Genomic DNA, 20,113 nt, shown 5'->3' with positions numbered 1-20,113 from the left:
GCCCACAGCCCTCCACGATGGTGAGAAAAATCTCCAATACACTGCCGACGTCTACAACGATTCGACTCGTTGCGCCTCGCTGCTTTTTGCGGGGGCTTCAGGCTCATACCTGATTTGGAAAAGACTGATACCAGCCATCTTTTTTCAGCAGCGCCAAAACCTCATGGACTTTCATGGGGCCAGAATGGCGAAGCGGATGGCACCTGCACGCCTTTCCTGCATATGGCGAGGCCCCCTCACCGCAGCGCCGGCAGCCCCGCGCGCAAGGCGGCTACCGTGCCCTGCCCCATGGCGGCGCCGAACTTCTTGGCCAGCCGCTCGGCCACGTTTTCGTGGTGCGTGTAGTCGATGACGTCTTCGGCCTTGACGACCTCGCGCGCCACGTAGTCGAGGTTGCCGTAGTGGTCGGCAAGGCCCATGTCCACGGCCTGCTGGCCGGTCCAGAACAGGCCGCTGAAGGTCTCGGGCGTGGGCTTGAGGCGCTCGCCGCGGCCGGCCTTGACCACGCTGATGAACTGCTGGTGAATCTGGTTGAGCATGGCCTGGGCGTATTCGCGCTGCTTTTCGGTCTGCGGGCTGAAGGGGTCGAGAAAACCCTTGTTCTCGCCCGCGGTGAGCAGGCGGCGCTCGACGCCCAGCTTTTCCATAGCGCCCGTGAAGCCAAAGCCGTCCATGAGCACGCCTATGCTGCCCACGATGCTGGCTTTATCAACGTAGATTTCGTCGGCGGCTGAGGCGATGTAGTACGCGGCCGAGGCGCAGGTCTCGCCCACCACGACGTACACGGGTTTTTGGTATTTGGCGCGCAGGCGCACGATTTCGTCGTTGATGATGCCGGCCTGCACAGGGCTGCCGCCGGGCGAATCGATGCGCAGCACGAGCGCCTTGGCACCCTCGTCCTCGAAGGCGCTGCGCATGCTGTCCACGATGTCGTCGGCGTTGGCGGGCATGTCGGCGGCGATTTCGCCCTTGATCTCGACCAGCGCGGTGTGGGGTTTGATGACGTCTGCGCCGGGCGTGTTTTCGTAGAACACGACTGCGCCTATGACCAGCACTACCGCCAGCCAGGCGAAGCGAAAAAACACCTTCCAGCGGCGCGCGCGGCGCTGTTCTTCGAGCGTGGCGAAGGCAAGTTTTTCGAGCACGGCGCGCTCCCAGCCGGGCTCTTGTGGCGACGTCTCGAACGAGGCCCGGCGCGGCGCCGCGTTTGCTTCTGTATTAGGAGCTTCTTGCGCCCATGGATTGGGCGTTGGAGGCATATTTTGCTCAGGTTCTCGGGGGGCTTCGGGGGGCTGTGGGGCGGCGGGGTCGGTCATGTCAGAACTCGGCGGGGCGGAGATTGTGGGCAGTATGCCAGTGCACCATGCCGTCTGCTTCGGTGACGGCGATTTTCACCAGCCCGCCGCGGCAGGGCCCGCCGGCGCAGGCGCCGCTCGCGGGCGCGTAGGCGGCGCCGTGCGTGGCGCACAGCAGCCACTGGCCGCTCGCGTCGAAAAAACGGTTGGGCTGGTAGTCCATCTCCATCGCGATGTGCGTGCAGCGGTTCAGGTAGGCATGCACCTGGCCCTCGAAGCGGATGGCGAAGGCGCGGCAGGTCTGGCCGCCATAGACCACGTCGAAGGGCACGGCCAGGCCGCGCTCTTGCAGTTCGCTGCTACGGCACAGCGGGATCGCGGCGGATGCGGCAGGTGCGCTGCTCATGGCCAGGCATCAGGCCGACTGCAGCAGCCAGCCATGCAGCTGCGCCACCGAGGGCGCGACGTACAGCGGCTGCAGCGTGGCGAAGGCTTGCGGATCGTGCGCGCCGTAGGCCACGCCCACGCCGGCGCAGCCCGCGTTCTGCGCCATTTGCAGGTCGTGCGTGGTGTCGCCGACCATGAGCACGCGCTCGGGTGCGACGCCAAGCTCGGCCATGAGCTCGTGCAGCATCAGCGGGTGCGGCTTGCCGGCGGTTTCGTCGGCGGTGCGCGTGGCGTGGAACAGCGCGCGCAGCGCGGCGGCCTGCAGCGCCTCGTCGAGCCCGCGGCGGCTCTTGCCCGTGGCCACGGCCAGCCAATGCCCGCGCGCGCGCAGCTGCTCGAGCATGGGCAGCACGCCGTCGAACAGGCTGATGTCATTCTGGTGGCGCACGTAATGGTAGCGGTAGCGCCGGTTCAGCTCGGGGTAGGCCGCAGGCGGCAGGCCGGGCGTGAGGTGCGCGAGCGCTTCGGGCAGGCCCATGCCGATCACATAGGCGGCGTCCTGGTCTGCAGGCACCGGGCCGCCCACGTCGCGCACGGCCTCCTGCAGGCAGCGCACGATGATGGCGGTGGAGTCGAACAGGGTGCCGTCCCAGTCGAAGGCGATCAGGTCGAAGCGGCGCGGGCGCTCGGCGGCGGGAGGCGCAGCGGACGCAGCGGACGCAGCAGGCGCAGCAGGTGCAGAGGTAGGCATGGGTTTCACTCGGTGGGCAAAAAGCCGGCCAGCTCGGGCGGCAGCTCGGCATGCAGGCGCACGGGCGCGTCCGTGGCCGGGTGGCTGAACTCTAACCGCCAGGCGTGCAAGAACATGCGCTTGAGCCCGAGCCGCGCGAGGCGCTTGTTGAGCTCGAAGTCGCCGTATTTGTCGTCGCCCGCGATGGGGTGGCCCTGGCTGGCGAGGTGCACGCGGATCTGGTGCGTGCGCCCGGTCTTGATGGTCACTTCGAGCAGCGTCATCGCGGGCAGGCCCTGCGCGGGCCGCGCGGGCAGCGCGCTGCGCACCTGCACCAGCGTGATCGCGCGCTGGCCCTGCGGATCGTCGGCGCGCGCGATGCGCACGCGCCGCTCGCCCGCGCTGCCGCCTTGCCCAGCCTGGCCCGGCGCGCCCGATGCACCCGATGCACCCGGCAACAGATATTTGTGCAGCGGCAGATCGATCACCCTCTTGTTCGCGGGCCACACGCCCGTGACCAGCGCGAGGTAGGTCTTGCCCGTGGCGCGGCCGCGGAACTGGTCTTGCAGCCGCGTGAGCGCCGAACGCTTTTTGGCTACGAGCAGGATGCCCGAGGTCTCGCGGTCGAGCCGGTGCACGAGCTCCAGAAAGCGCGCCTCGGGCCGCGCGCGGCGCAATTGCTCGATCACGCCAAAGCTCACGCCGCTGCCGCCATGCACGGCCACGCCCGCGGGCTTGTCGAGCGCGATCAGCTGCTCGTCTTCGAAAAGAATGGGGAAGTGGCGCGGTGGCACATGCGCCGCGGCCTGCGCGTCGGCCTCGGGGCCGGTGCCAAGGCCAGCGGCGCGCGCGGCCACGCGCACCGGCGGCAGGCGCACCGCGTCGCCCGCCTGCACGCGCGTATCGGCGCGCGCACGGCCCTTGTTCACGCGCACCTCGCCGCTGCGGATGATGCGATAGACATGCGTTTTGGGCACGCCCTTGAGCTGGCGCAGCAAAAAATTGTCGAGCCGCTGGCCCGTGGATTCTTCATCGACCTGCAGCGTGCGCACTTCGGGCGCTCCGGGCCGCGCGTGCACGCGCGCCACCGGGGACGCTGCGGCCGTTCGCGCCGCCGGCGCCGGCGAATTCGCTTTGGCCCCTATAATTCGTTTCACCTGTACGTGTAAGTGGTTGATTTGGATCGAGTTTAGCCGACCCTGTCAACCCCGCACGCGCAGGCAGGTCGATGCCAGCGGGCGTCGTGCGCACATTGCAGGCCAGCCGTCTGCGATGGCCCGCGCAGCACGCTGCGGACCGACGAATCGAAACCCCAACAATGGAATCCCCAAGCCGGCACAAGCTCCTCACAGCCTGTGCCGGCGGATCAAAGCGAGCAATGTGGTTGCTGATGGCCTTGTGGAGCGTGCTCTGGCACTGGCCCACGCCCCAGTTTCTGGCACAAAAAGTGGTTCCAGCCAAGGCGCAGCCTGCGCTTGAAGCTATCACTGACGCAGCAAACCAGCCTGCCAGGCAATCCCTGCTCGCCCCATCCCCACGCCCCTGTCGCGCGCGCCGCAAGCGGAACCAATCGGTCCCGGCGGGCTTGCGGCTGCTTTGGCCATTTCCTCCGTTTCGATGCGTCAGTCCAGGCATTTGCAGCTCTGCAGGGCAGAGCATTCATTGATTTGGACCCCCGCGGGCAGCGGCCCCACGCAGCGTACATGCTGCCAAGCCGCTGCCCGCACCAACAACAAGAAGGACACGCATCATGAAACGGATGCTCATCAACGCCACGCAGCCCGAAGAGCGCCGCCTGGCGATCGTCGATGGCCAGAAACTGCTCGACTACGAAATCGAGATCGAAGGGCGCGAGCAGCGCAAGGGCAACATCTACAAAGCCGTGGTCACGCGCGTCGAACCCTCGCTCGAGGCCTGCTTCGTCGATTACGGCGAGGAGCGCCACGGCTTCTTGCCGTTCAAGGAAATCTCGCGCCAATACTTTGCCGAAGGGGTGTCTGTCAGCCAGGCGCGCATCAACGACGTGATCAAGGAAGGGCAGGAGCTGCTGATCCAGGTCGAAAAGGAAGAGCGCGGCAACAAGGGCGCGGCGCTCACGACCTTCATCAGCCTGGCCGGGCGCTATGTGGTGCTCATGCCCAACAACCCGCGCGGCGGCGGCGTGTCGCGCCGCATCGAGGGCGAAGACCGCGCCGAGCTCAAAGATGCGATGGACCAGCTCGAATACCCCAAGGGCATGAGCATCATCGCGCGCACCGCCGGCATAGGCCGCAGCGCCGCCGAGCTGCAGTGGGACTTGAACTACCTGCTCAAGCTCTGGAGCGCGATCGAAAGCGCCGCCAAGGGCGGCAAGGGCGCGTTCCTGATCTACCAGGAATCGAGCCTGGTGATCCGCGCGATCCGCGACTACTTCAGCCACGACATCGGTGAAATCCTCATCGACACCGACGATATCTACGAGCAGGCGCAGCAGTTCATGGCGCACGTGATGCCCGAGTACGCGGCGCGCGTCAAGCGCTACCGCGACGACGCGGCGCTGTTTTCGCGCTTCCAGATCGAGCACCAGATCGAATCTGCCTACGCGCGCACCGTGCAGCTGCCCAGCGGCGGCGCGATCGTGATCGACCACACCGAGGCGCTGGTGTCCGTCGACGTGAACTCGGCGCGCGCGATCAGGGGCGGCGACATCGAGGAAACCGCCACGCGCACCAACCTCGAAGCCGCCGATGAGGTGGCGCGCCAGATGCGCCTGCGCGACCTGGGCGGGCTGATCGTGATCGACTTCATCGACATGGACGAGGCCAAGAACCGGCGTGAAGTCGAAAACCGCCTGCGCGACGCCTTGCGCCAGGACCGCGCGCGCGTGCAGTTCGGCACCATCAGCAAGTTCGGCCTGATGGAAATGAGCCGCCAACGCCTCAAGCCGGCCCTCTCCGAGGGCGTGTCCATCCCCTGCCCGCGCTGCGGCGGCTCGGGGCATGTGCGCGACACCGAGAGCTCGGCGCTGCAGATCCTGCGCATCATTCAAGAAGAATCGATGAAGGACAACACCGCCGCCGTGCGCTGCCAGGTGCCCGTGGAGGTGGCGAGCTTCCTGCTCAACGAAAAACGCCCCGAAATCACCAAAATCGAGCTCAAGCAGCGCGTGAGCGTGCTCATCGTGCCCAACAAAGGGCTGGAGACGCCGAACTACAAGCTCGAACGCCTCAAGCACGACGACCCGCGCCTCGATCAGATCGAGCCCAGCTATGAGCTCGCCGAAGAAGTCGAAGACCCCACGGCCGTGACGCGCCGCTCGCAAGAGCCCACGAACCGGCAAACCCCGGTCATCAAGGGCGTGCTGCCCGACATGCCCGCGCCCGCAGCCGCGCCGCGCCCCGCCGCCTCGCGCAGCACGGCCCCTGCCGTGCCACCGGTGCCGCCGGCGCCCGCCGCCCCGGTCGCTCCCCCGCCCGTGCCGCAGGAACGCGGTTTCTTTGCCTGGATCAAGCGCCTGCTGGGCCTGGCCCCGCTGGCACCGGCCACACCACCGACGCCGGCCCCGGTCCCCGTGGCGCCCCCCGCCGCAGCCACGCCCGCCGCAGAGCCCCGGCGCGCAGGCCGCGCCGACGGGCGCAACCGGCGCGGTGAGCGCAGCGGCTCCGGCAATGGCCAGGGCAATGGCGCGCAACGCGACACCGCCCAGGCCAGCCCAAACGCCGCCGAAGCACGCAGCCGCCGCGCCGAAGCGGGCAGCGAAAGGCCAGGCATAGACAAACCTGAGGCAGGAAAACCCGCTGGCGAAGCCCCCACCGGCCGAGGCCGTGGCCGCGGCCGCCGCGATTCCGAGGCGCGTGCCGGCACTCCCGGCGAAGGCGCTGCCGTCCCCACCGCAGCCCCCGCCGAAGCCCGCGACACCGGCGCCGAAGCCCCGGCATTGGCGCCACGCGGCGAACGCGCACCGCGCCGGGAGCGCGAGGGCGCAGGCCGCCGGGAACGCGGTGAACGCCCTGACCGCGGCGAGCGCGCCCTGCGCACCGCCCAGGCGCCCGAGGGCAGTGCCGAGAGTGAAGTGCCCGTCTCCGGTTTTGCCGAAACCATGCCGCTCGAACTGCTGCCCGACCTCGACCTGAGCGGCAGCGCAGTCGCGCCCGGCGCTGCCGCTGCGCAGCCCACGGCAGAAGAAAACGGCGCAGCCGCAGGCGGCGAAGAGCGCCGCGAACGCCGCTCGCGCGACCGCTACGGCCGCGACCGGCGCAGCCGCACGCCGCGCGCCGAGGCTGACAGCACCACTGCCGAGGAGGCCGCGCCCACCCCTGCAGCGGACCAAGCGCCGGTGCTGCTGGAGTTCGACACCCTGCCCGGCACCCCAGCCGAGGTGCCGCAGGCCGCCAGCGCGCAAGCTGCGCCAGCCGCCGAGCACGCTGCAGTGCCCACCGAGCAGGGGCCCGCGCGCCGCAGCTACTTCGACCAGACTTACGCCGCTGCACCACAGAGCGAAGCTGTGACTGAAGCCGCAGCCGAGGCGCCTGCGCCTGCGCAGCCCGCGGCGCTCGCCCCCGAAGCGGCCGCAGCAGCCCTGGCGCCCGCCGCCACCCCCGCCGCCGAAGCCATGGCAACCAGCGCAGCCGCGCCGGCTGCCACGCCCGTCACTGCGACAGCACCGGGCGCGCCAGGCGCGCAGGCGCCGCGCTTTGCCCTGCCCTTGCAGGAGCTGCAGCAAATCGCCACCCAGGCGGGCCTGCAATGGGTGAACTCGGACCCTGCCAAGGTGGCCGCCGTGCAAGCCGCGATCGCCGCCGAGCCCGCGCCCATCCGCGTGCCACGCGCGCGCCCCGCCGCTGTGCTGCCCGATGAAGGCCCGCTGGTGCTCGTGGAAACGCGGCGCGACCTGGCCGCGCTGCGCCTGCCGTTCGAGGAGCCGCGCGCCTGACGCCAGCCCCACGTGCTACGCTGCACGCCGCCATTCCCCAAGGGGCTTTGCCATGCTGTTTTTGCTCTCACCCGCCAAAACCCTGGACTTCGACACCCCCGTGCCGGCGCAACTGCCGTGCACCGAGCCGCCCTTCACTGCACAGGCGGCGCAGCTCATCGAGGTGCTGCGCCGCAAGTCGCCGCAAGAAATCGCCTCGCTCATGGGCCTGAGCGACAAGCTCGCAGCGCTCAACGTCGCGCGCTACCAGGCCTGGCAGCCGCAGTGCACCCCATCGCAAGGGCGCCAGGCGCTGCTGGCGTTCAATGGTGACGTGTACGAAGGGCTGCAAGCGCGCACGCTCGGCGCGGCCGACCTGGACTGGGCGCAGCAGCACCTCGTGATCCTGAGCGGCCTGTACGGCGTGCTGCGCCCGCTCGACTGCATGCTGCCCTACCGCCTCGAAATGGGCACGCCGCTGGCCACCACCGCGGGCGCAAACCTGTACCAGTTCTGGGGCACGCGCATCGCCGACTACCTGAACGCCGCGCTACAGGCGCAGGAGCAAGCTGCGTCGCAATCACAAGGGCAGGAGGCACAAGGACACGAGGAGCGCATCGTCGTCAACCTGGCCTCGCAAGAGTATTTCAAGGCCGTGGATCGCAAGGCGCTGCGCGCGCGCGTGATCGACTGCGTGTTCGAGGACTTCAAGGGCGGCGGCTACAAGATCATCAGCTTTTACGCCAAGCGCGCACGCGGGCTCATGGCGCGCTACGCCATCACGCAGCGCATCACCACGCCCGCGGGTCTCGAAGGTTTTGCGCTCGAGGGCTACGCCTTTGCGCGCGCAGCCTCGAGCGCCGAGCGTCTCGTGTTCCGGCGCGAACATCCCGCAGGCCACGCATGAACCGCCGCGCCCAGACCATCACGCCCGAGCTGCGCCGGTGGATCGTCGCGCAGGCCGAGGCCGGTTGCAGCGCCCCTTCACTGCTGCAAGCCATGCAGCAAGCCGGCTGGGACGAAGACCTGGCCGCCGAAGCGCTCGAGCAGACGCTGCGCGCGCACCTCGACGCCGCTGCCGTCGCGCAGGGGCTGCCGCCCGCGAGCGCCGTGCCCGAGCCCGATCTGGCCGACGCACCCACGCTGATCGACGTGGGTGACCGCCAGGTGCGCGTGCTGCTCGCCATCGGCCATCCACGCATCGTGGTGTTCGGCGACCTGCTCGCGCCCGAGGAGTGCGACGCGCTCATCGAAGCCGCGCGTCCGCGCCTGGCGCGCTCGCTCACCGTGGCCACGGCCACGGGCGGGCAGGAGGTCAACGACGACCGCACGAGCGAAGGCATGTTCTTTCAGCGCGGCGAAAGCCCGCTGCTGCAGCGCATAGAGCAGCGCATCGCGCGCCTGCTGCGCTGGCCCGTCGAAAACGGCGAGGGCCTGCAGGTGCTGCACTACCGCCCCGGCGCCGAATACAAGCCGCACTACGACTACTTCGACCCCGACGCACCCGGCACGCCCACGCTGCTCGCGCGCGGCGGCCAGCGCGTGGGCACGCTGGTGCTCTATCTCAACACGCCCGAAAAAGGCGGCGCCACGAGCTTTCCGGGCATGCACCTCGAAGTCGCGGCGCAACGCGGCAACGCCGTGTTCTTCAGTTACGAGCGCGCGCACCCCTCCAGCGGCAGCCTGCACACGGGCACCCCCGTGATCGCGGGCGAAAAGTGGATCGCCACCAAGTGGCTGCGCGCCGGAAAATTTGAATGAAATAGGCCTTTTGCGAAGGTGTATCAAGCGCAAGCAGCTCCTCTTTTGATAGAAGTTCGATGTCCCTCCACGATCCCGCATCCGCGCATTCGCCCAGCCCGTCACCGCAGCACTCGCCGCTAGGCAAGGCCGTCGCCTACGCCGACCAGTACGACCCGGCGCTGCTGTTTCCGATAGCGCGCGCGGCGCAGCGGGCCGAGCTCGGCATCACGGCCGCGCCGCCCTTTTTCGGCGCCGACCTGTGGACGGCCTATGAGCTCTCGTGGCTCAACCCACGCGGCAAGCCGCAGGTGGCGCTCGCGCACTTCATGATTCCGTGCGAGACGCCGCACATCCTCGAAAGCAAATCGCTCAAGCTCTACCTGGGCAGCTTCAGCCAGACGCGCTTTGCGGACGCCACCGAAGTGCAGGCGCGCCTGCGCGCCGACCTGACCGCAGCGCTGTGGCGCGGCGCCGATACGCCCGGCAGTATCGGCGTGAAGCTGCTGCTGCCCGAGCAGTTCGACCAGCAAACCATCCACGAACTCGACGGACTGAACCTGGACCGGCTCGATGTCGAATGCACGCACTACCAGCCCGCGCCCGAGCTGCTCAGCGTGCAGGCGGGCGAGCCGGCCGTGCATGATGAAGTGCTCACGAGCCGCCTGCTCAAGAGCAACTGCCCGGTCACGGGCCAGCCCGACTGGGGCAGCGTGCAGATTCGCTACAGCGGCGCGCCGATCAACCAGGAGGGCCTGCTGCGCTACCTCGTGAGCTTTCGCCAGCACAGCGGCTTTCACGAGCACTGCGTGGAGCGCATCTTCATGGATATCTGGACGCGCTGCCGGCCGACGCAGCTCAGCGTCTATGCCCGCTACACGCGCCGCGGCGGGCTCGACATCAACCCCTGGCGCACCAGCCACCCGCAGCGGCCGCCGGCAAACATGCGCACGGCGCGGCAGTAGCGCTGCGGCCACCAGGGCGCGGCCGGGCGGCCACGCGCCAAGTTACAAGCGGAACACTTCCACCGAGCGCGCGAGCATTTGCGAGTGCGCCTCGAGTTCCTCGGCCGAAGAGGCGGTCTGCTCGGCCAGCGCGGCGTTTTGCTGGGTCACGGCCTCGAGCTGCACCACGGCCTCGTTGACCTGGTCTATGCCGCGCGACTGCTCTTGCGTGGCTTCGCTGATGCTGCGCACCAGTGCACTCAGGCGCTCGACCGCCGCCACTGCGGCGGCAATCATTTGCTGCGCCTGCGCCATTTGCTGGCTGCCGCCGCTGACCTGCGACACCGAAGATGCGATCAGGGTGCGTATGTCCTTGGCTGCCTCTGCGCTGCGCTGCGCGAGCGCACGCACCTCGCTCGCCACGACGGCAAAACCGCGCCCCTGCGCGCCGGCACGCGCCGCTTCGACGGCCGCGTTGAGCGCGAGCAAGTTGGTCTGGAAGGCGATGCCCTCGATCACGGCGACGATCTCGCTGATGCGGCGCGAGAACTGCTCGATCGCCTGCATGGTCTGCCCCACCTGCTGCACGGCCTGCCCGCCGCGCTGGGCGAGCGCGGCGCTCTGCGCGCCGTCCTGCGCTACCTGGCTGGCCATGTCGGCCGCCTGGTGCACCGTGCCCGAAAGCTGCTGCATGGTGGCGGCCGTTTCTTCGAGGCTGCTGGCCTGGGCCTCGGTGCGCGCATACAAGTCCTGCCCAGCCTGCGCCATGCTTTCGGCGGTCTGCAAAAAACCCTGGATTTCGCTGCGCACGTCACCGACCACCGCCCGCAGATTGGTCTGAATCTGCTGCAGATTACGCAGCAAGTCATGCAGCGCCGGCGCAAAATCGGAGCCATCAAGCCGTGCCGCCAAGTTGCAAGCCGCAATGTCACGCGCAAACGCTGCCGCGCGCCGCAAACCGCCGACGATGCGCGCCTGGAACCAGGCGAGCACCGCGGCATGGCCCGCCAGCAGCAGGGCAAGCACACCGCCCCAGGCCCAGGCACCGCTGGCGCCGAGGATGAAAGGCAGCATGGCGAACGCCGTCACGGCGAGCAGCAGCGCACCCAGGCCATAGGCGGGCGGCAGCCAGCGCAGGCGTTGCCAAAGGCCGCGCACACCGGGCTGGAGCACGCGCCCCTGCTGCAGCCGCAGCCCCGTGCGCCCCTGCTCGGCATCGCGGCGCAACTGCGCGTACAGCGCCTCGGCCTGGCGCACCTCTTCGCGGCTGGGCTTGGTGCGCACCGACATGTAGCCGCGCGGCTTATCCCCTTGCATGATGGGCGTGATGTTGGCGCGCACCCAGTAAAAATCGCCGTTCTTACGCCGGTTTTTCACGAGCCCCGTCCAGGTCTGGCCGCGCCCTATGGTCTGCCACATGTCGCGAAATGCCTGAGGCGGCATGTCGGGGTGGCGAATCAGGTTGTGCGGCTGCCCGATGAGTTCGTCGTAGCTATAACCGCTGGTTTCCCGAAACGCCGCATTGCAGTGCGTGATGACGCCCTTGGTGTCGGTGGTGGACACCAGCATGGTATCGGCGGGGAATTCGTATTCCTGGGCTGTGACGGGTAGATTGAGGCGCATGCCGATCTCGGGAACATCCCTGGCAGAGGCGCGAGGGAAATGGGACAAGGGATGGCTGCATTATTACAAACGGTCACATGCCCCTTGCGAAAAAACCCGCATGCACATTTGCAGCAGCGCAAGCGACTCACGCCAGCCAAGGGTTGATGACGCTTAGCCCAGCGCCCTGAAAGGGAGCCGTGTCGCGTGTGGCAACGGCCAACCCGTTGGCGACGGCCACCGCTGCAATGCAGGCATCCGCCGTTTCGATGCCGCTGCCAGCCTTGCGCACCTTTATCAGCAACTCGGCATAGGCCTGCGTGCAGGCCAGATCGAACGGCAGCACGCGCCCGAGGAACAGAGGCAGCACGTTCTTTTCCAGATTCTCATGCAGCGCCGCGCGGCGCTTGCCAGCCGGCAGCAGCGCCACACCGGCGCGCAGCTCGGCCACGGTCATTGCCGACAGGTAGAGTGTCTCCAGCGCTTGCGCGTCGAGCCATTCGATGACGCGGGCCTCTGGCGCTGGGCGCAGCGGCTCCGACACCACGTTGGTATCGAGCAGGATCATTCGAAATTCGCGGCACGGGCCGGGGTTTTGTCGCGTGCGCTCTCGAAGATGGCGAACTCTTCATCGGTCAGCCTGACTTTGCGGCCGATCTCGGCCAGCAACGAGCCGAGCTCCACCCGACCCTGTGGCTTGACCGCGGACTCCAGGATGTCGCGCATTTCGGCCTCGATGCTGCGACCGTGTCTGGCGGCCCGCACGCGGATCGCGCGATGCACCTCCTCGGGCACATTTCGGACGGTAACGGAAGGCATATTGCAAAACCTCTTTGTGATGGAATGTCTTGCACTTTAGCCGAATGCAATCATTCCCGCAATTTGCTTTTGCAATTTGGGTTCATCAGGGGCCGCGCTCTTGCCTGTGTTCTGGCATTTTGCCTTCCTGGTTTCCGTCAACGCCCGCAGCGGGGCCGCGCCCTGCTTCAGCCCGGACGGCGCAGGCTGCCATACCTTGTCCAACGGCACTTTGGGTACGGCTTAGCGCGCAGCGCTCAGACCCCGAACTGGTCACGCGAGCCTGAACACCGCGAGCGTACGCCCGAGTATCCCGGCGTTGCCGTTCATGGCCGTGGCGGCGGCGGCGGATTCTTCGACCAGGGCGGCGTTTTGCTGCGTCACCCTGTCCATGTCGTTCACGGCCTGGTTGACCTGCGCGATGCCCAGCGCCTGCTCGCGCGCGGCGCCGGTGACGTGGCCGATCAGCGCGTTCACCTGTTCCACCGAGTGCACCACCTGCGCGATGGCTTCATCGGCTTCGCGCATCTGGCCCGCGCCCTGGCCGACCTGCGCGGTCGAGGTGCCTATCAGCGCACGGATTTCGCGCGCCGCGGCGGCGCTGCTTTGCGCGAGTGCACGCACCTCGCTCGCGACGACGGCAAAGCCTCGCCCCTGCTCGCCCGCGCGTGCGGCCTCCACGGCGGCGTTGAGCGCGAGGATGTTGGTCTGAAACGCGATGCCTTCTATGGCCCCGATGATCTGCTGCATCTGCCGCGCCGAACTTTCGATGGCCTGCATCGCCGCGCCCACGGCCTGCACGGCTGCGCCGCCCGAGCGCGCGAGTGCGGCGCTGTGCTCGCTTTGCTGCTGGATGCGCTGCGTGGTCTCGGCGGACTGCTGCACGGTGCTGGCCAATTGCTCCATGGCGGCGGCCGTTTCTTCGAGGCTGCTGGCCTGCGCCTCGGTGCGCGCCGAGAGGTCTTGCGCGCCTTGCGCGAGCTCGGCAGAGATACTGCCGAAACCCGCGATCTCGTGGCGCGCATCGCCGACGACCGCGCGCAGGTTGATCTGGATCTGCTGCAGCCGCTCGGTCAGCATGACCATGGGTGTGCGCACGGCGTCCATGTTCCACTGCAACGCGGTGGTGAGGTCGCAACCTGCGATGTCACGCGCGAGCAAGTTGGCCTGCTGCAGCGACTGCGTCACGTTGCGATGAAAGCGCCAGACGATAAAGCCCCCGCCCAAGAGCAGCGCAAAGAACTGGAACAGCACCAGCTTGCCGTCCTGCCAGCCCAGCCCCAGCGGCAGCAGCGTGAGCGCAACCAGGCCGAGCAGCATGGCCGCCATGCGCATGGTGGGCGTGGCGCGGTGCAGGCGGCCCGGCAAGTCGCGCCAGCCCACACGGCGCACGCGCCCGGCGTGCAGGCGTAGCGTGCGCCGGCCGGCTTCGCGCTCTGCCTTGATGCGCTCGTAAAGCGCCTGGGCCTCACGCACCTCCTCATGTGTGGGCTTGGCGCGCACCGACATATAGCCCTTGGGCTTGCCAGCTTCCATGAGTGGCGTGACGAAGGCGCGCACCCAGTAATGGTCGCCATTCTTGCGCCGGTTTTTCACGATGCCCCTCCAGCTGCGGCCGTTGCCAAGGGTCGCCCACATATCCGCGAAAGCTTCGGGCGGCATGTCCGGGTGGCGCACGATGTTGTGCGGCTGGCCCATGAGCTCGGCAAAGTCGTAGCCGCTCACGCGCACGAAGGCCGCGTTGCAATGCGTGATGCGGCCTTTGGCGTCCGTGGTGGACATGAGTAGTTCCTCGCCGGGATAGTCGTACTCGCGCTGGGTGACGGGCAAATTGATACGCATGGTTGGAATGGTTTTTGTAAAAAACATACCAAGATTCCCGGAATGCCCTCATCAGGGGTTTGACCAAGGTCAACCCCAAATTCAAAACAATTCGGCGGTTGCGCAGGGTGCGGTCTGCAGGGCGACTTCGCTCTGCGGCACCAGGTTGCCCACGCGCACGCCGAGCAGGCGCAGGCGTTGCGTCAACGCCACGCGGCGCAGGCATTGGCCGGCGGCGCGGCGGATGGTGGCGGCGTCCTGCGTGGGCAGTGCGAGGGTCTGCTCGCGCGTGACGCTGCGAAAGTCGGCATAGCGCAGCTTGATGCCAATCGTGCGGCCGCAGTAACCCTTGCGCTGCAAATCGGCAGCCACGCGCTCGCACAGCGCGGTGAAGATGCGTCCGAGCTCGGCGCGGTCGTGCACCGCGTGCAGGTCACGCTCGAAGGTGGTCTCGCGGCTCATGGAAACGGGCTCGCTCTCGGTGACCACAGCACGTTCGTCGCGCCCCCAGGCGGCTTCGTGCAGCCAAACGCCGTAGGCCTTGCCAAAGTGCCGCACCAGCGCCGCCAGGTCCCGCTGCGCGAGCTCGCCGATGGTGTGTATGCCCAGTACCTGCAGGCGCGCGTCGGTCTTGGGGCCTATGCCGTTGATCTTGCGGCAGGGCAAGGGCCAGATGCGCGTAGCCAGGTCGTCCGCAAAAATGATGGAAATGCCCTGGGGTTTGTCGAATTCGCTCGCCATCTTGGCCAGCAGCTTGTTGGGCGCCACGCCGATCGAGCAAGTCAGGCCCGTGGCCGCGTGGATGCCCTGCTGAATGCGCAGCGCAAGCACGCGCCCGCCCTGCTCCTGGCCGCCGGGCACATGGGTGAAGTCGATATACACCTCGTCGATGCCGCGGTCTTCCATGACCGGCGCGAAGCTGCGCACCACGTCCTTGAAAGCGCGCGAGTAGCGCCGGTAGGCGTCGAAATCGACCGGCAGCAAGATGGCGTCGGGGCACAGGCGCGCAGCCTTCATGAGCCCCATGGCCGAGCCCACGCCAAAGGCGCGCGCCGCGTAGGTGGCCGTGGTGATGACGCCGCGGCCCTGGTAATCCCGGAGCCGCTCGAAGGCTGACAGCGGCAGGGCGGCGTCGGCCGCGCTGGCGCCCTCTTGCGGCATGCGCCGCCGCCCACCGATGACCACGGGCAGGCCGCGCAGCTGCGGATAGCGCAGCAGCTCCACGCTGGCGAAAAAAGCATCCATGTCCAGGTGGGCGATGCGCCGGGGCGGGGCCTGGTCGTGGAGTGTGAACTGTGGTCGCTCATCGCGTTGGTCAAGGGAAGACATAAAGGCTTGGGTCACGGCAATGTGCGCAAACGATTGTGCCCGCCTGTCAAGAAGCTTTCACACACCGAGGAAATCATCGCCGCTCCTGACAACGATGGAGGAAGGAACCCATGACGAACATGAACCCGACCCCCTCGCGCTGGACGCGCATGGCCCTGGGCACGATCGCGGTATCTTCGCTGCTGGTGGCCTGCGGCGGTGGCGACGATGGCGCCTCGCTGCCGACCCTGGAAGGCAGCGTCCCGCTCGTCATCTCGCACCGCGGCTACCCCGGCCTTTACCCCGAAGAGACGCGACTGTCATACGAAACAGCCGCCGATCTGGGCGGCGACTCGCTCGAACTCGACGTGCATCTGACCAAGGATTGCATCCCGGTCGCGCGCCACAACCCGTGGCTCAGCGACAACACCAACATTGCCGAAGTCGCGGCGAAATACCCCGAGGTGATGGCACGCAAGCGCACTGTCCCCGGCGTGCTCGTGCCAGTGAAATACGACGCCGCCAAATATGGCGGCCCCCCGGCCTACCTGAGCGACCTGACCGACCCCGCCGATCCGACGTCGGTGCTGCGCTCGCTGGTCGTCGATGGCGAGGACCACACAGGCGACTGGTCGATCACCGATTTCACACTGGCTGAGCTACGCAAATTTGGTATCAACGGCACGACCTTTGACGCCAAGGAATCCCGCCCCACCACCTACAACGGCCTGCTGCCTATCCTGAGCCTGCAGGAAGTCATAGACATCGCCCAAGCCAAGTCCAAATCGACTGGGCGCAGGATCAGCATTTACCCCGAAACCAAAAACCCGCTGTGGAACAACGCGCAGGCCAAGGCCAATGGCTGTGGTGCTCCCGGCGCCAGCCATCCGTTCGAGGACATCGTGCTCAAGGTGCTCAGCGACAACGGCCTGAACAGCAAGGACGCACCCTTGTTCGTCCAGAGCTTCGACCCCGATAGTCTGCTGTACCTGCGCAACGCCGGCCTCAAGGCCAAGGCTGTGCAGCTGATCGACGGCAACGACGTGAACTACAAGACCGGCGACATGATCTACATCGGCGACAGCACCGATGTGTATACCTTCGTGAGTGGCCGGCCTTACAGCTACACCGTCGCGGGCAATCCCGCCACCTTCGGCGACATGATCTCGCCGGCAGGCCTGGGCCGGATCAAACAATACGCCGACGGCATCGGCCCCTGGAAACCACAAGTGATGCGCCTGAGTGGCCCGAGCGGCAAGCTCGCCGATGTGAACAGCGCCACGCCCACCAGCCTGATCGCCGACGCCCACAAGCTGGGGCTCTTCGTGCACGTCTTCACCTTCCGCAATGAGGCCAAGTACCTTGCCGGAGTGTTCAAAGGCGACCCAATGGCCGAATACCTGGCTTACTTCCACGCGGGGGTGGATGGTGTGTTCACCGATTTCACGCCTACAGCCATCCAATCCCGCGAGCAGTACCTCAAGGAGGTCGGGCGCTGACGGCACAACGGGGTACGGGGGATAGCACCAGGATACGCGCGAGGGCGCCGATGAACTCACGCCCGCGGGGGGCTGCTCGCACACCATAAAATGCCCTCCGTACTTTGCGCAAAGGAGCGGATATGCACCGAAAAATGACGATCACGCTCGATGAAGATGTTTACGAGGGCTTGTACCGGCTGGTGGGGCCACGCAAGATGAGCCAGTTCATCGAGAACTTGCTTCGTCCTCACGTGGTAGACAAGTCGCTCGACGAAGGCTATCGGGCGATGGCAGCCGACGAGCACCGCGAGATCGAAGCCGCGCAATGGTGCAATGCCCTTGCCCAAGACATGACCGATGCGGCGCGGTGAGGTCTGGTGGGTCGAGTTCGATCCTGCGGTGGGCAGTGAAATCCGCAAGATGCGCCCCGCAGTGATCGTAAGCAACGACGCCGCGAACCGGAATCTTGCACGGGTGGTCGTGATCCCATTGACCAGCAACACGGGGCGGCTGTATCCCGGCGAAGCCATGGTTACCGTGGCAGAGCAAAACAGCAAGGCGATGGCCGATCAGATCATGGCCGCTGACAAGTCGAGGCTGAAACGCCAACTGGGCACGCTCTCTCAGGCCGATATGCAGGCCGTCGAAGGCGCAATCAAAGTGCATCTTGGACTACCCCGATAGGGTTTTGCCAAGCGCACGATGGTGCATGCCCGGCCGCGGCAATAGCGCACCCACGGACGGCCACGGACGCCCACGGGCGGCCAGATCGTTCACGGCGTTGGATACGTGCCGGGCAGCAAAATGGAGTGATCGACCTGGTCGATCTGCGTGCGCCCGCAAAAGGCCATGGTGATGTCGAGTTCTTTTTGGATGATTTCGAGCGCGCGGCGCACGCCGGCTTCGCCGAAGGCGCCCAGGCCGTAGAGGAAGCTGCGCCCGATCAGCGTGCCGCGCGCGCCCAGGGCGCGGGCTTTGAGCACGTCCTGGCCGCTGCGGATGCCGCCGTCCATCCAGACCTCGATGCGCTGGCCCACGGCGTCGGCGATCGCGGGCAGGGCCTGGATGCTCGAAGGTGCGCCGTCGAGCTGGCGTCCGCCGTGGTTGCTCACGATGAGCGCGTCGGCCCCGCTTTGCGCGGCCAGGCGCGCGTCCTCGGCGTCCATGATGCCCTTGAGCACGAGCTTGCCGCCCCAGCGCTTTTTGATCCACTCGACGTCGGCCCAGTTCAGGCGCGGGTCGAACTGCTCGGCCGTCCACGAGGCGAGCGAGCGCATGTCGCCCACGCCCTTGGCGTGGCCCACGATGTTGCCGAAGCTGCGCCGGCGCGTGCCCAGCATGCCCAGGCACCAGCGCGGCTTGGTGGCGAGGTTGAGCAGGTTGGCCAGCGTGGGTTTGGGCGGTGTGGAAAGGCCGTTTTTGATGTCCTTGTGGCGCTGGCCGAGGATTTGCAAATCGAGCGTGAGCACCAGCGCCGAGCAGTTGGCGGCGCGCGCGCGCTCAATCAGGCGCTCGATGAAGTCGCGGTCGCGCATCACGTAGAGCTGGAACCAGAACGGATGCCGCCCCGTGTGCTCGGCCACGTCTTCGAGCGAGCAAATGCTCATGGTCGAGAGCGTGAAGGGCACGCCAAACGCCTTGGCCGCACGCGCGGCGAGGATTTCGCCGTCGGCGTGCTGCATGCCCGTGAGGCCCGTGGGCGCGAGCGCCACGGGCATGGCGACAGGCTCGCCGAGCATGGTGCTGCGCGTGCTGCGCCCTTCCAGATTCACGGCCACACGCTGGCGCAGCAGGATGCGCTGAAAGTCGGCCTCGTTGGCGCGGTAGGTGCTCTCGGTGTACGAGCCGGAGTCGGCGTAGTCATAGAACATGCGCGGCACGCGGCGGCGCGCGATGCGGCGCAAGTCTTCGATGCAGGTGATGGTGGACAGGTCGGGCACGCGGTGCCTCCTTTGATGGGGCTGGGAGTCGTTCGGGATCGATTGTGCGACATGCGGACCTTGCGGGCAGGCGCGGCAGAGAGGCGCGGCAGGGCTGAGAATTTCGATAGAAATTGGCCTCTAGCACTGATGGATACTGCGCAAGCAGCTATCTTTTCAAAAGCTACTTCTGCGGCACGACACCCATGCTCGCGGCCCCGGGTGCGGGCGCGAGCACCAGCAGCGCAGGCTCCACGCCTTCGCCTGCGTACAGGCACACGCGCTCACGCCCGCTGCGCTTGGCGGCGTACAGGGCCTCATCGGCGTGGCGCGCGAGCGTTTCCAGGTCTTGCCCGTGCGCCGGAAACAGGCTCAACCCACCGCTCACACGCAGCGGCAGCGTCTGCCCCGCGAGCTGCACGGGCTCCTTGCAGGCGTCCAGGATCTTGCGCACCAACGGTTCTATCTGCTGACCGTTCGCCAAGCCAGGCAGCAGCAACACAAATTCGTCACCGCCGAGGCGGCACACGGTGTCGGTGGCGCGCACGGCCGACTGCAGGCGCTGTGCGAACTGCACCAGCAGCTGGTCGCCCACGTCGTGGCCCAGTTGGTCGTTGACCTGCTTGAAACCGTCCAGATCCAGATACAGCACGGCCACCAGGTTGCCGTCGCGCTGCGCCTGCGCGAATGCCTGTTGCGCGCGGTCGCGCAGCAGCAGGCGGTTGGGCAGGTCGGTCAGCGCGTCGTACTGCGCAAGGTGCGCCATACGCTCGGCCAGCGCCAGCGCCGCGCCCACGTCGCGCAGCACGGCCACGGCGCCCGTGACACGGCCTTTGCGGTCGGTGATCAGGCTCGCCGACTCTTCCACATCGAAGCGCTGGCCCGTGCCGCGCTGCAGCACCACGCCGCGCGTGGTGGGGATGGGGCGCTTTTCCTCCAGCGCCTGGTGCAGCGGGCTGGAGCGGGGCGTAGCGCCATCGGCCGCGCGCAGACCTATGACCTCATCGACATCGTGGTGTGCGGCATCAAAGGCCTGCCAGCCGGTCAGGCGCTCGGCGGCGGGGTTGACGTAGGTGTCCAGTCCCGGACGATCATAAGGCCGCCGATGGAACAAATGAGGGTATGAATCGTACCACCCACTCATAGCCTGCATAGGCGTCTTGCTCTGCAGGGCTGATTGGGGCAAGTGGTGGTTGT

Annotated in this window: 18 protein-coding genes and 1 pseudogene; 7 read left to right on the top strand and 12 right to left on the bottom strand. The window is 67.3% G+C overall.

Annotation, left to right across the window (positions count from 1 at the left end; genetic code table 11):
• Positions 1 to 236: 236 nt before the first annotated feature.
• Genes FK527_RS16425 through FK527_RS16410 form a run of 4 tightly spaced genes read right to left on the bottom strand, consistent with a single transcriptional unit; the run spans position 237 to position 3,569 of the window.
• Positions 237 to 1,316, bottom strand: coding sequence for a S49 family peptidase (locus FK527_RS16425; RefSeq protein WP_144735674.1), 1,080 nt, complete (start codon positions 1,314 to 1,316; stop codon positions 237 to 239).
• A 1-nt stretch (position 1,317) separates the two neighbouring features.
• The gene (locus tag FK527_RS16420) at positions 1,318 to 1,701 is read right to left on the bottom strand and encodes a Rieske (2Fe-2S) protein (protein WP_144735672.1); all 384 of its coding nucleotides are present in this window, start codon (positions 1,699 to 1,701) and stop codon (positions 1,318 to 1,320) included.
• 9 nt (positions 1,702 to 1,710) lie between these two features.
• Entirely contained in the window at positions 1,711 to 2,433 is a 723-nt protein-coding gene (locus FK527_RS16415) for an HAD-IA family hydrolase (RefSeq protein ID WP_144735670.1), read from the bottom strand.
• A gap of 5 nt (positions 2,434 to 2,438) precedes the next feature.
• Positions 2,439 to 3,569 carry a pseudouridine synthase gene (locus tag FK527_RS16410; protein WP_186298466.1) on the bottom strand — a complete coding sequence of 377 codons (1,131 nt, stop codon included), beginning with the start codon at positions 3,567 to 3,569 and terminating at the stop codon, positions 2,439 to 2,441.
• Between the two features lie 593 nt (positions 3,570 to 4,162).
• Here FK527_RS16410 and FK527_RS16405 point away from each other — a divergent pair.
• The 4 genes from FK527_RS16405 to queF are packed head-to-tail and all read left to right on the top strand — an operon-like array spanning position 4,163 to position 10,008.
• Positions 4,163 to 7,324: an Rne/Rng family ribonuclease gene (locus tag FK527_RS16405; protein ID WP_144735667.1), complete on the top strand. Its 3,162-nt coding sequence runs from the start codon at positions 4,163 to 4,165 to the stop codon at positions 7,322 to 7,324.
• A 52-nt stretch (positions 7,325 to 7,376) separates the two neighbouring features.
• Positions 7,377 to 8,210 (top strand): peroxide stress protein YaaA, encoded by an 834-nt coding sequence (gene yaaA / locus FK527_RS16400; protein ID WP_144735665.1) that lies wholly within the window; start codon positions 7,377 to 7,379, stop codon positions 8,208 to 8,210.
• Positions 8,207 to 9,064, top strand: coding sequence for a 2OG-Fe(II) oxygenase (locus FK527_RS16395; RefSeq protein WP_144735663.1), 858 nt, complete (start codon positions 8,207 to 8,209; stop codon positions 9,062 to 9,064). The genes yaaA and FK527_RS16395 overlap by 4 nt, the downstream gene beginning before the upstream one ends.
• A gap of 59 nt (positions 9,065 to 9,123) precedes the next feature.
• Positions 9,124 to 10,008, top strand: a complete 885-nt coding sequence (gene queF / locus FK527_RS16390; RefSeq protein ID WP_144735661.1) for an NADPH-dependent 7-cyano-7-deazaguanine reductase QueF — start codon at positions 9,124 to 9,126, stop codon at positions 10,006 to 10,008.
• Between the two features lie 42 nt (positions 10,009 to 10,050).
• Here queF and FK527_RS16385 read toward each other — a convergent pair whose 3' ends face one another.
• The 5 genes from FK527_RS16385 to dinB all read right to left on the bottom strand — a co-directional run bounded on the left by FK527_RS16385 (position 10,051) and on the right by dinB (position 15,537).
• Positions 10,051 to 11,610, bottom strand: a complete 1,560-nt coding sequence (locus tag FK527_RS16385; protein ID WP_144735680.1) for a methyl-accepting chemotaxis protein — start codon at positions 11,608 to 11,610, stop codon at positions 10,051 to 10,053.
• A gap of 127 nt (positions 11,611 to 11,737) precedes the next feature.
• Positions 11,738 to 12,157: a type II toxin-antitoxin system VapC family toxin gene (locus FK527_RS16380; protein WP_144735659.1), complete on the bottom strand. Its 420-nt coding sequence runs from the start codon at positions 12,155 to 12,157 to the stop codon at positions 11,738 to 11,740.
• Positions 12,154 to 12,408 carry a FitA-like ribbon-helix-helix domain-containing protein gene (locus FK527_RS16375; RefSeq protein ID WP_144735657.1) on the bottom strand — a complete coding sequence of 85 codons (255 nt, stop codon included), beginning with the start codon at positions 12,406 to 12,408 and terminating at the stop codon, positions 12,154 to 12,156. The genes FK527_RS16380 and FK527_RS16375 overlap by 4 nt, the downstream gene beginning before the upstream one ends.
• Before the next feature lie 252 nt (positions 12,409 to 12,660).
• A complete protein-coding gene (locus FK527_RS16370; protein ID WP_144735655.1) occupies positions 12,661 to 14,229 on the bottom strand; it encodes a methyl-accepting chemotaxis protein in 1,569 nt (522 codons plus the stop codon).
• Between the two features lie 81 nt (positions 14,230 to 14,310).
• A complete protein-coding gene (gene dinB / locus FK527_RS16365; protein ID WP_144735653.1) occupies positions 14,311 to 15,537 on the bottom strand; it encodes a DNA polymerase IV in 1,227 nt (408 codons plus the stop codon).
• Between the two features lie 110 nt (positions 15,538 to 15,647).
• Here dinB and FK527_RS16360 point away from each other — a divergent pair, with 110 nt between their 5' ends.
• From FK527_RS16360 to FK527_RS16350, 3 genes are all read left to right on the top strand, one after another.
• Positions 15,648 to 17,015 (top strand): glycerophosphodiester phosphodiesterase family protein, encoded by a 1,368-nt coding sequence (locus FK527_RS16360; protein ID WP_246072857.1) that lies wholly within the window; start codon positions 15,648 to 15,650, stop codon positions 17,013 to 17,015.
• A 134-nt stretch (positions 17,016 to 17,149) separates the two neighbouring features.
• Positions 17,150 to 17,368 (top strand): addiction module antitoxin, encoded by a 219-nt coding sequence (locus FK527_RS16355; RefSeq protein WP_246072855.1) that lies wholly within the window; start codon positions 17,150 to 17,152, stop codon positions 17,366 to 17,368.
• Positions 17,355 to 17,681 (top strand): type II toxin-antitoxin system PemK/MazF family toxin, encoded by a 327-nt coding sequence (locus FK527_RS16350; RefSeq protein WP_144735649.1) that lies wholly within the window; start codon positions 17,355 to 17,357, stop codon positions 17,679 to 17,681. Before FK527_RS16355 ends, FK527_RS16350 begins: the two co-directional genes overlap by 14 nt.
• Positions 17,682 to 17,770: 89 nt before the next feature.
• Here the strand turns inward: FK527_RS16350 and FK527_RS16345 are convergent, their stop codons facing one another.
• The 3 genes and pseudogenes from FK527_RS16345 to FK527_RS17665 form a co-directional block, all read right to left on the bottom strand.
• Positions 17,771 to 18,937, bottom strand: coding sequence for an alpha-hydroxy acid oxidase (locus FK527_RS16345; RefSeq protein ID WP_144735647.1), 1,167 nt, complete (start codon positions 18,935 to 18,937; stop codon positions 17,771 to 17,773).
• A gap of 163 nt (positions 18,938 to 19,100) precedes the next feature.
• Entirely contained in the window at positions 19,101 to 19,964 is an 864-nt protein-coding gene (locus FK527_RS16340) for a GGDEF domain-containing protein (protein ID WP_246072861.1), read from the bottom strand.
• A gap of 24 nt (positions 19,965 to 19,988) precedes the next feature.
• A pseudogene (locus tag FK527_RS17665) lies at positions 19,989 to 20,113 on the bottom strand (IS481 family transposase); the annotation flags it as partial.

Source organism: Extensimonas perlucida (genome assembly GCF_007655255.1).
Lineage (GTDB): Bacteria > Pseudomonadota > Gammaproteobacteria > Burkholderiales > Burkholderiaceae_C > Extensimonas > Extensimonas perlucida.
Note: the sequence above shows the minus strand (reverse complement) of the source record. Positions and strands in the feature narration are given on the sequence as shown.

Coding starts and splice junctions, on each gene's coding strand:
- FK527_RS16425 (WP_144735674.1), bottom strand. CDS start 1,316: ATGACCGACCCCGCCGCCCCACAGCCCCCCGAAGCCCCCCGAGAACCT.
- FK527_RS16420 (WP_144735672.1), bottom strand. CDS start 1,701: ATGAGCAGCGCACCTGCCGCATCCGCCGCGATCCCGCTGTGCCGTAGC.
- FK527_RS16415 (WP_144735670.1), bottom strand. CDS start 2,433: ATGCCTACCTCTGCACCTGCTGCGCCTGCTGCGTCCGCTGCGTCCGCT.
- FK527_RS16405 (WP_144735667.1), top strand. CDS start 4,163: ATGAAACGGATGCTCATCAACGCCACGCAGCCCGAAGAGCGCCGCCTG.
- yaaA (WP_144735665.1), top strand. CDS start 7,377: ATGCTGTTTTTGCTCTCACCCGCCAAAACCCTGGACTTCGACACCCCC.
- FK527_RS16395 (WP_144735663.1), top strand. CDS start 8,207: ATGAACCGCCGCGCCCAGACCATCACGCCCGAGCTGCGCCGGTGGATC.
- queF (WP_144735661.1), top strand. CDS start 9,124: ATGTCCCTCCACGATCCCGCATCCGCGCATTCGCCCAGCCCGTCACCG.
- FK527_RS16385 (WP_144735680.1), bottom strand. CDS start 11,610: ATGCGCCTCAATCTACCCGTCACAGCCCAGGAATACGAATTCCCCGCC.
- FK527_RS16380 (WP_144735659.1), bottom strand. CDS start 12,157: ATGATCCTGCTCGATACCAACGTGGTGTCGGAGCCGCTGCGCCCAGCG.
- FK527_RS16375 (WP_144735657.1), bottom strand. CDS start 12,408: ATGCCTTCCGTTACCGTCCGAAATGTGCCCGAGGAGGTGCATCGCGCG.
- FK527_RS16370 (WP_144735655.1), bottom strand. CDS start 14,229: ATGCGTATCAATTTGCCCGTCACCCAGCGCGAGTACGACTATCCCGGC.
- dinB (WP_144735653.1), bottom strand. CDS start 15,537: ATGTCTTCCCTTGACCAACGCGATGAGCGACCACAGTTCACACTCCAC.
- FK527_RS16360 (WP_246072857.1), top strand. CDS start 15,648: ATGACGAACATGAACCCGACCCCCTCGCGCTGGACGCGCATGGCCCTG.
- FK527_RS16355 (WP_246072855.1), top strand. CDS start 17,150: ATGACGATCACGCTCGATGAAGATGTTTACGAGGGCTTGTACCGGCTG.
- FK527_RS16350 (WP_144735649.1), top strand. CDS start 17,355: ATGCGGCGCGGTGAGGTCTGGTGGGTCGAGTTCGATCCTGCGGTGGGC.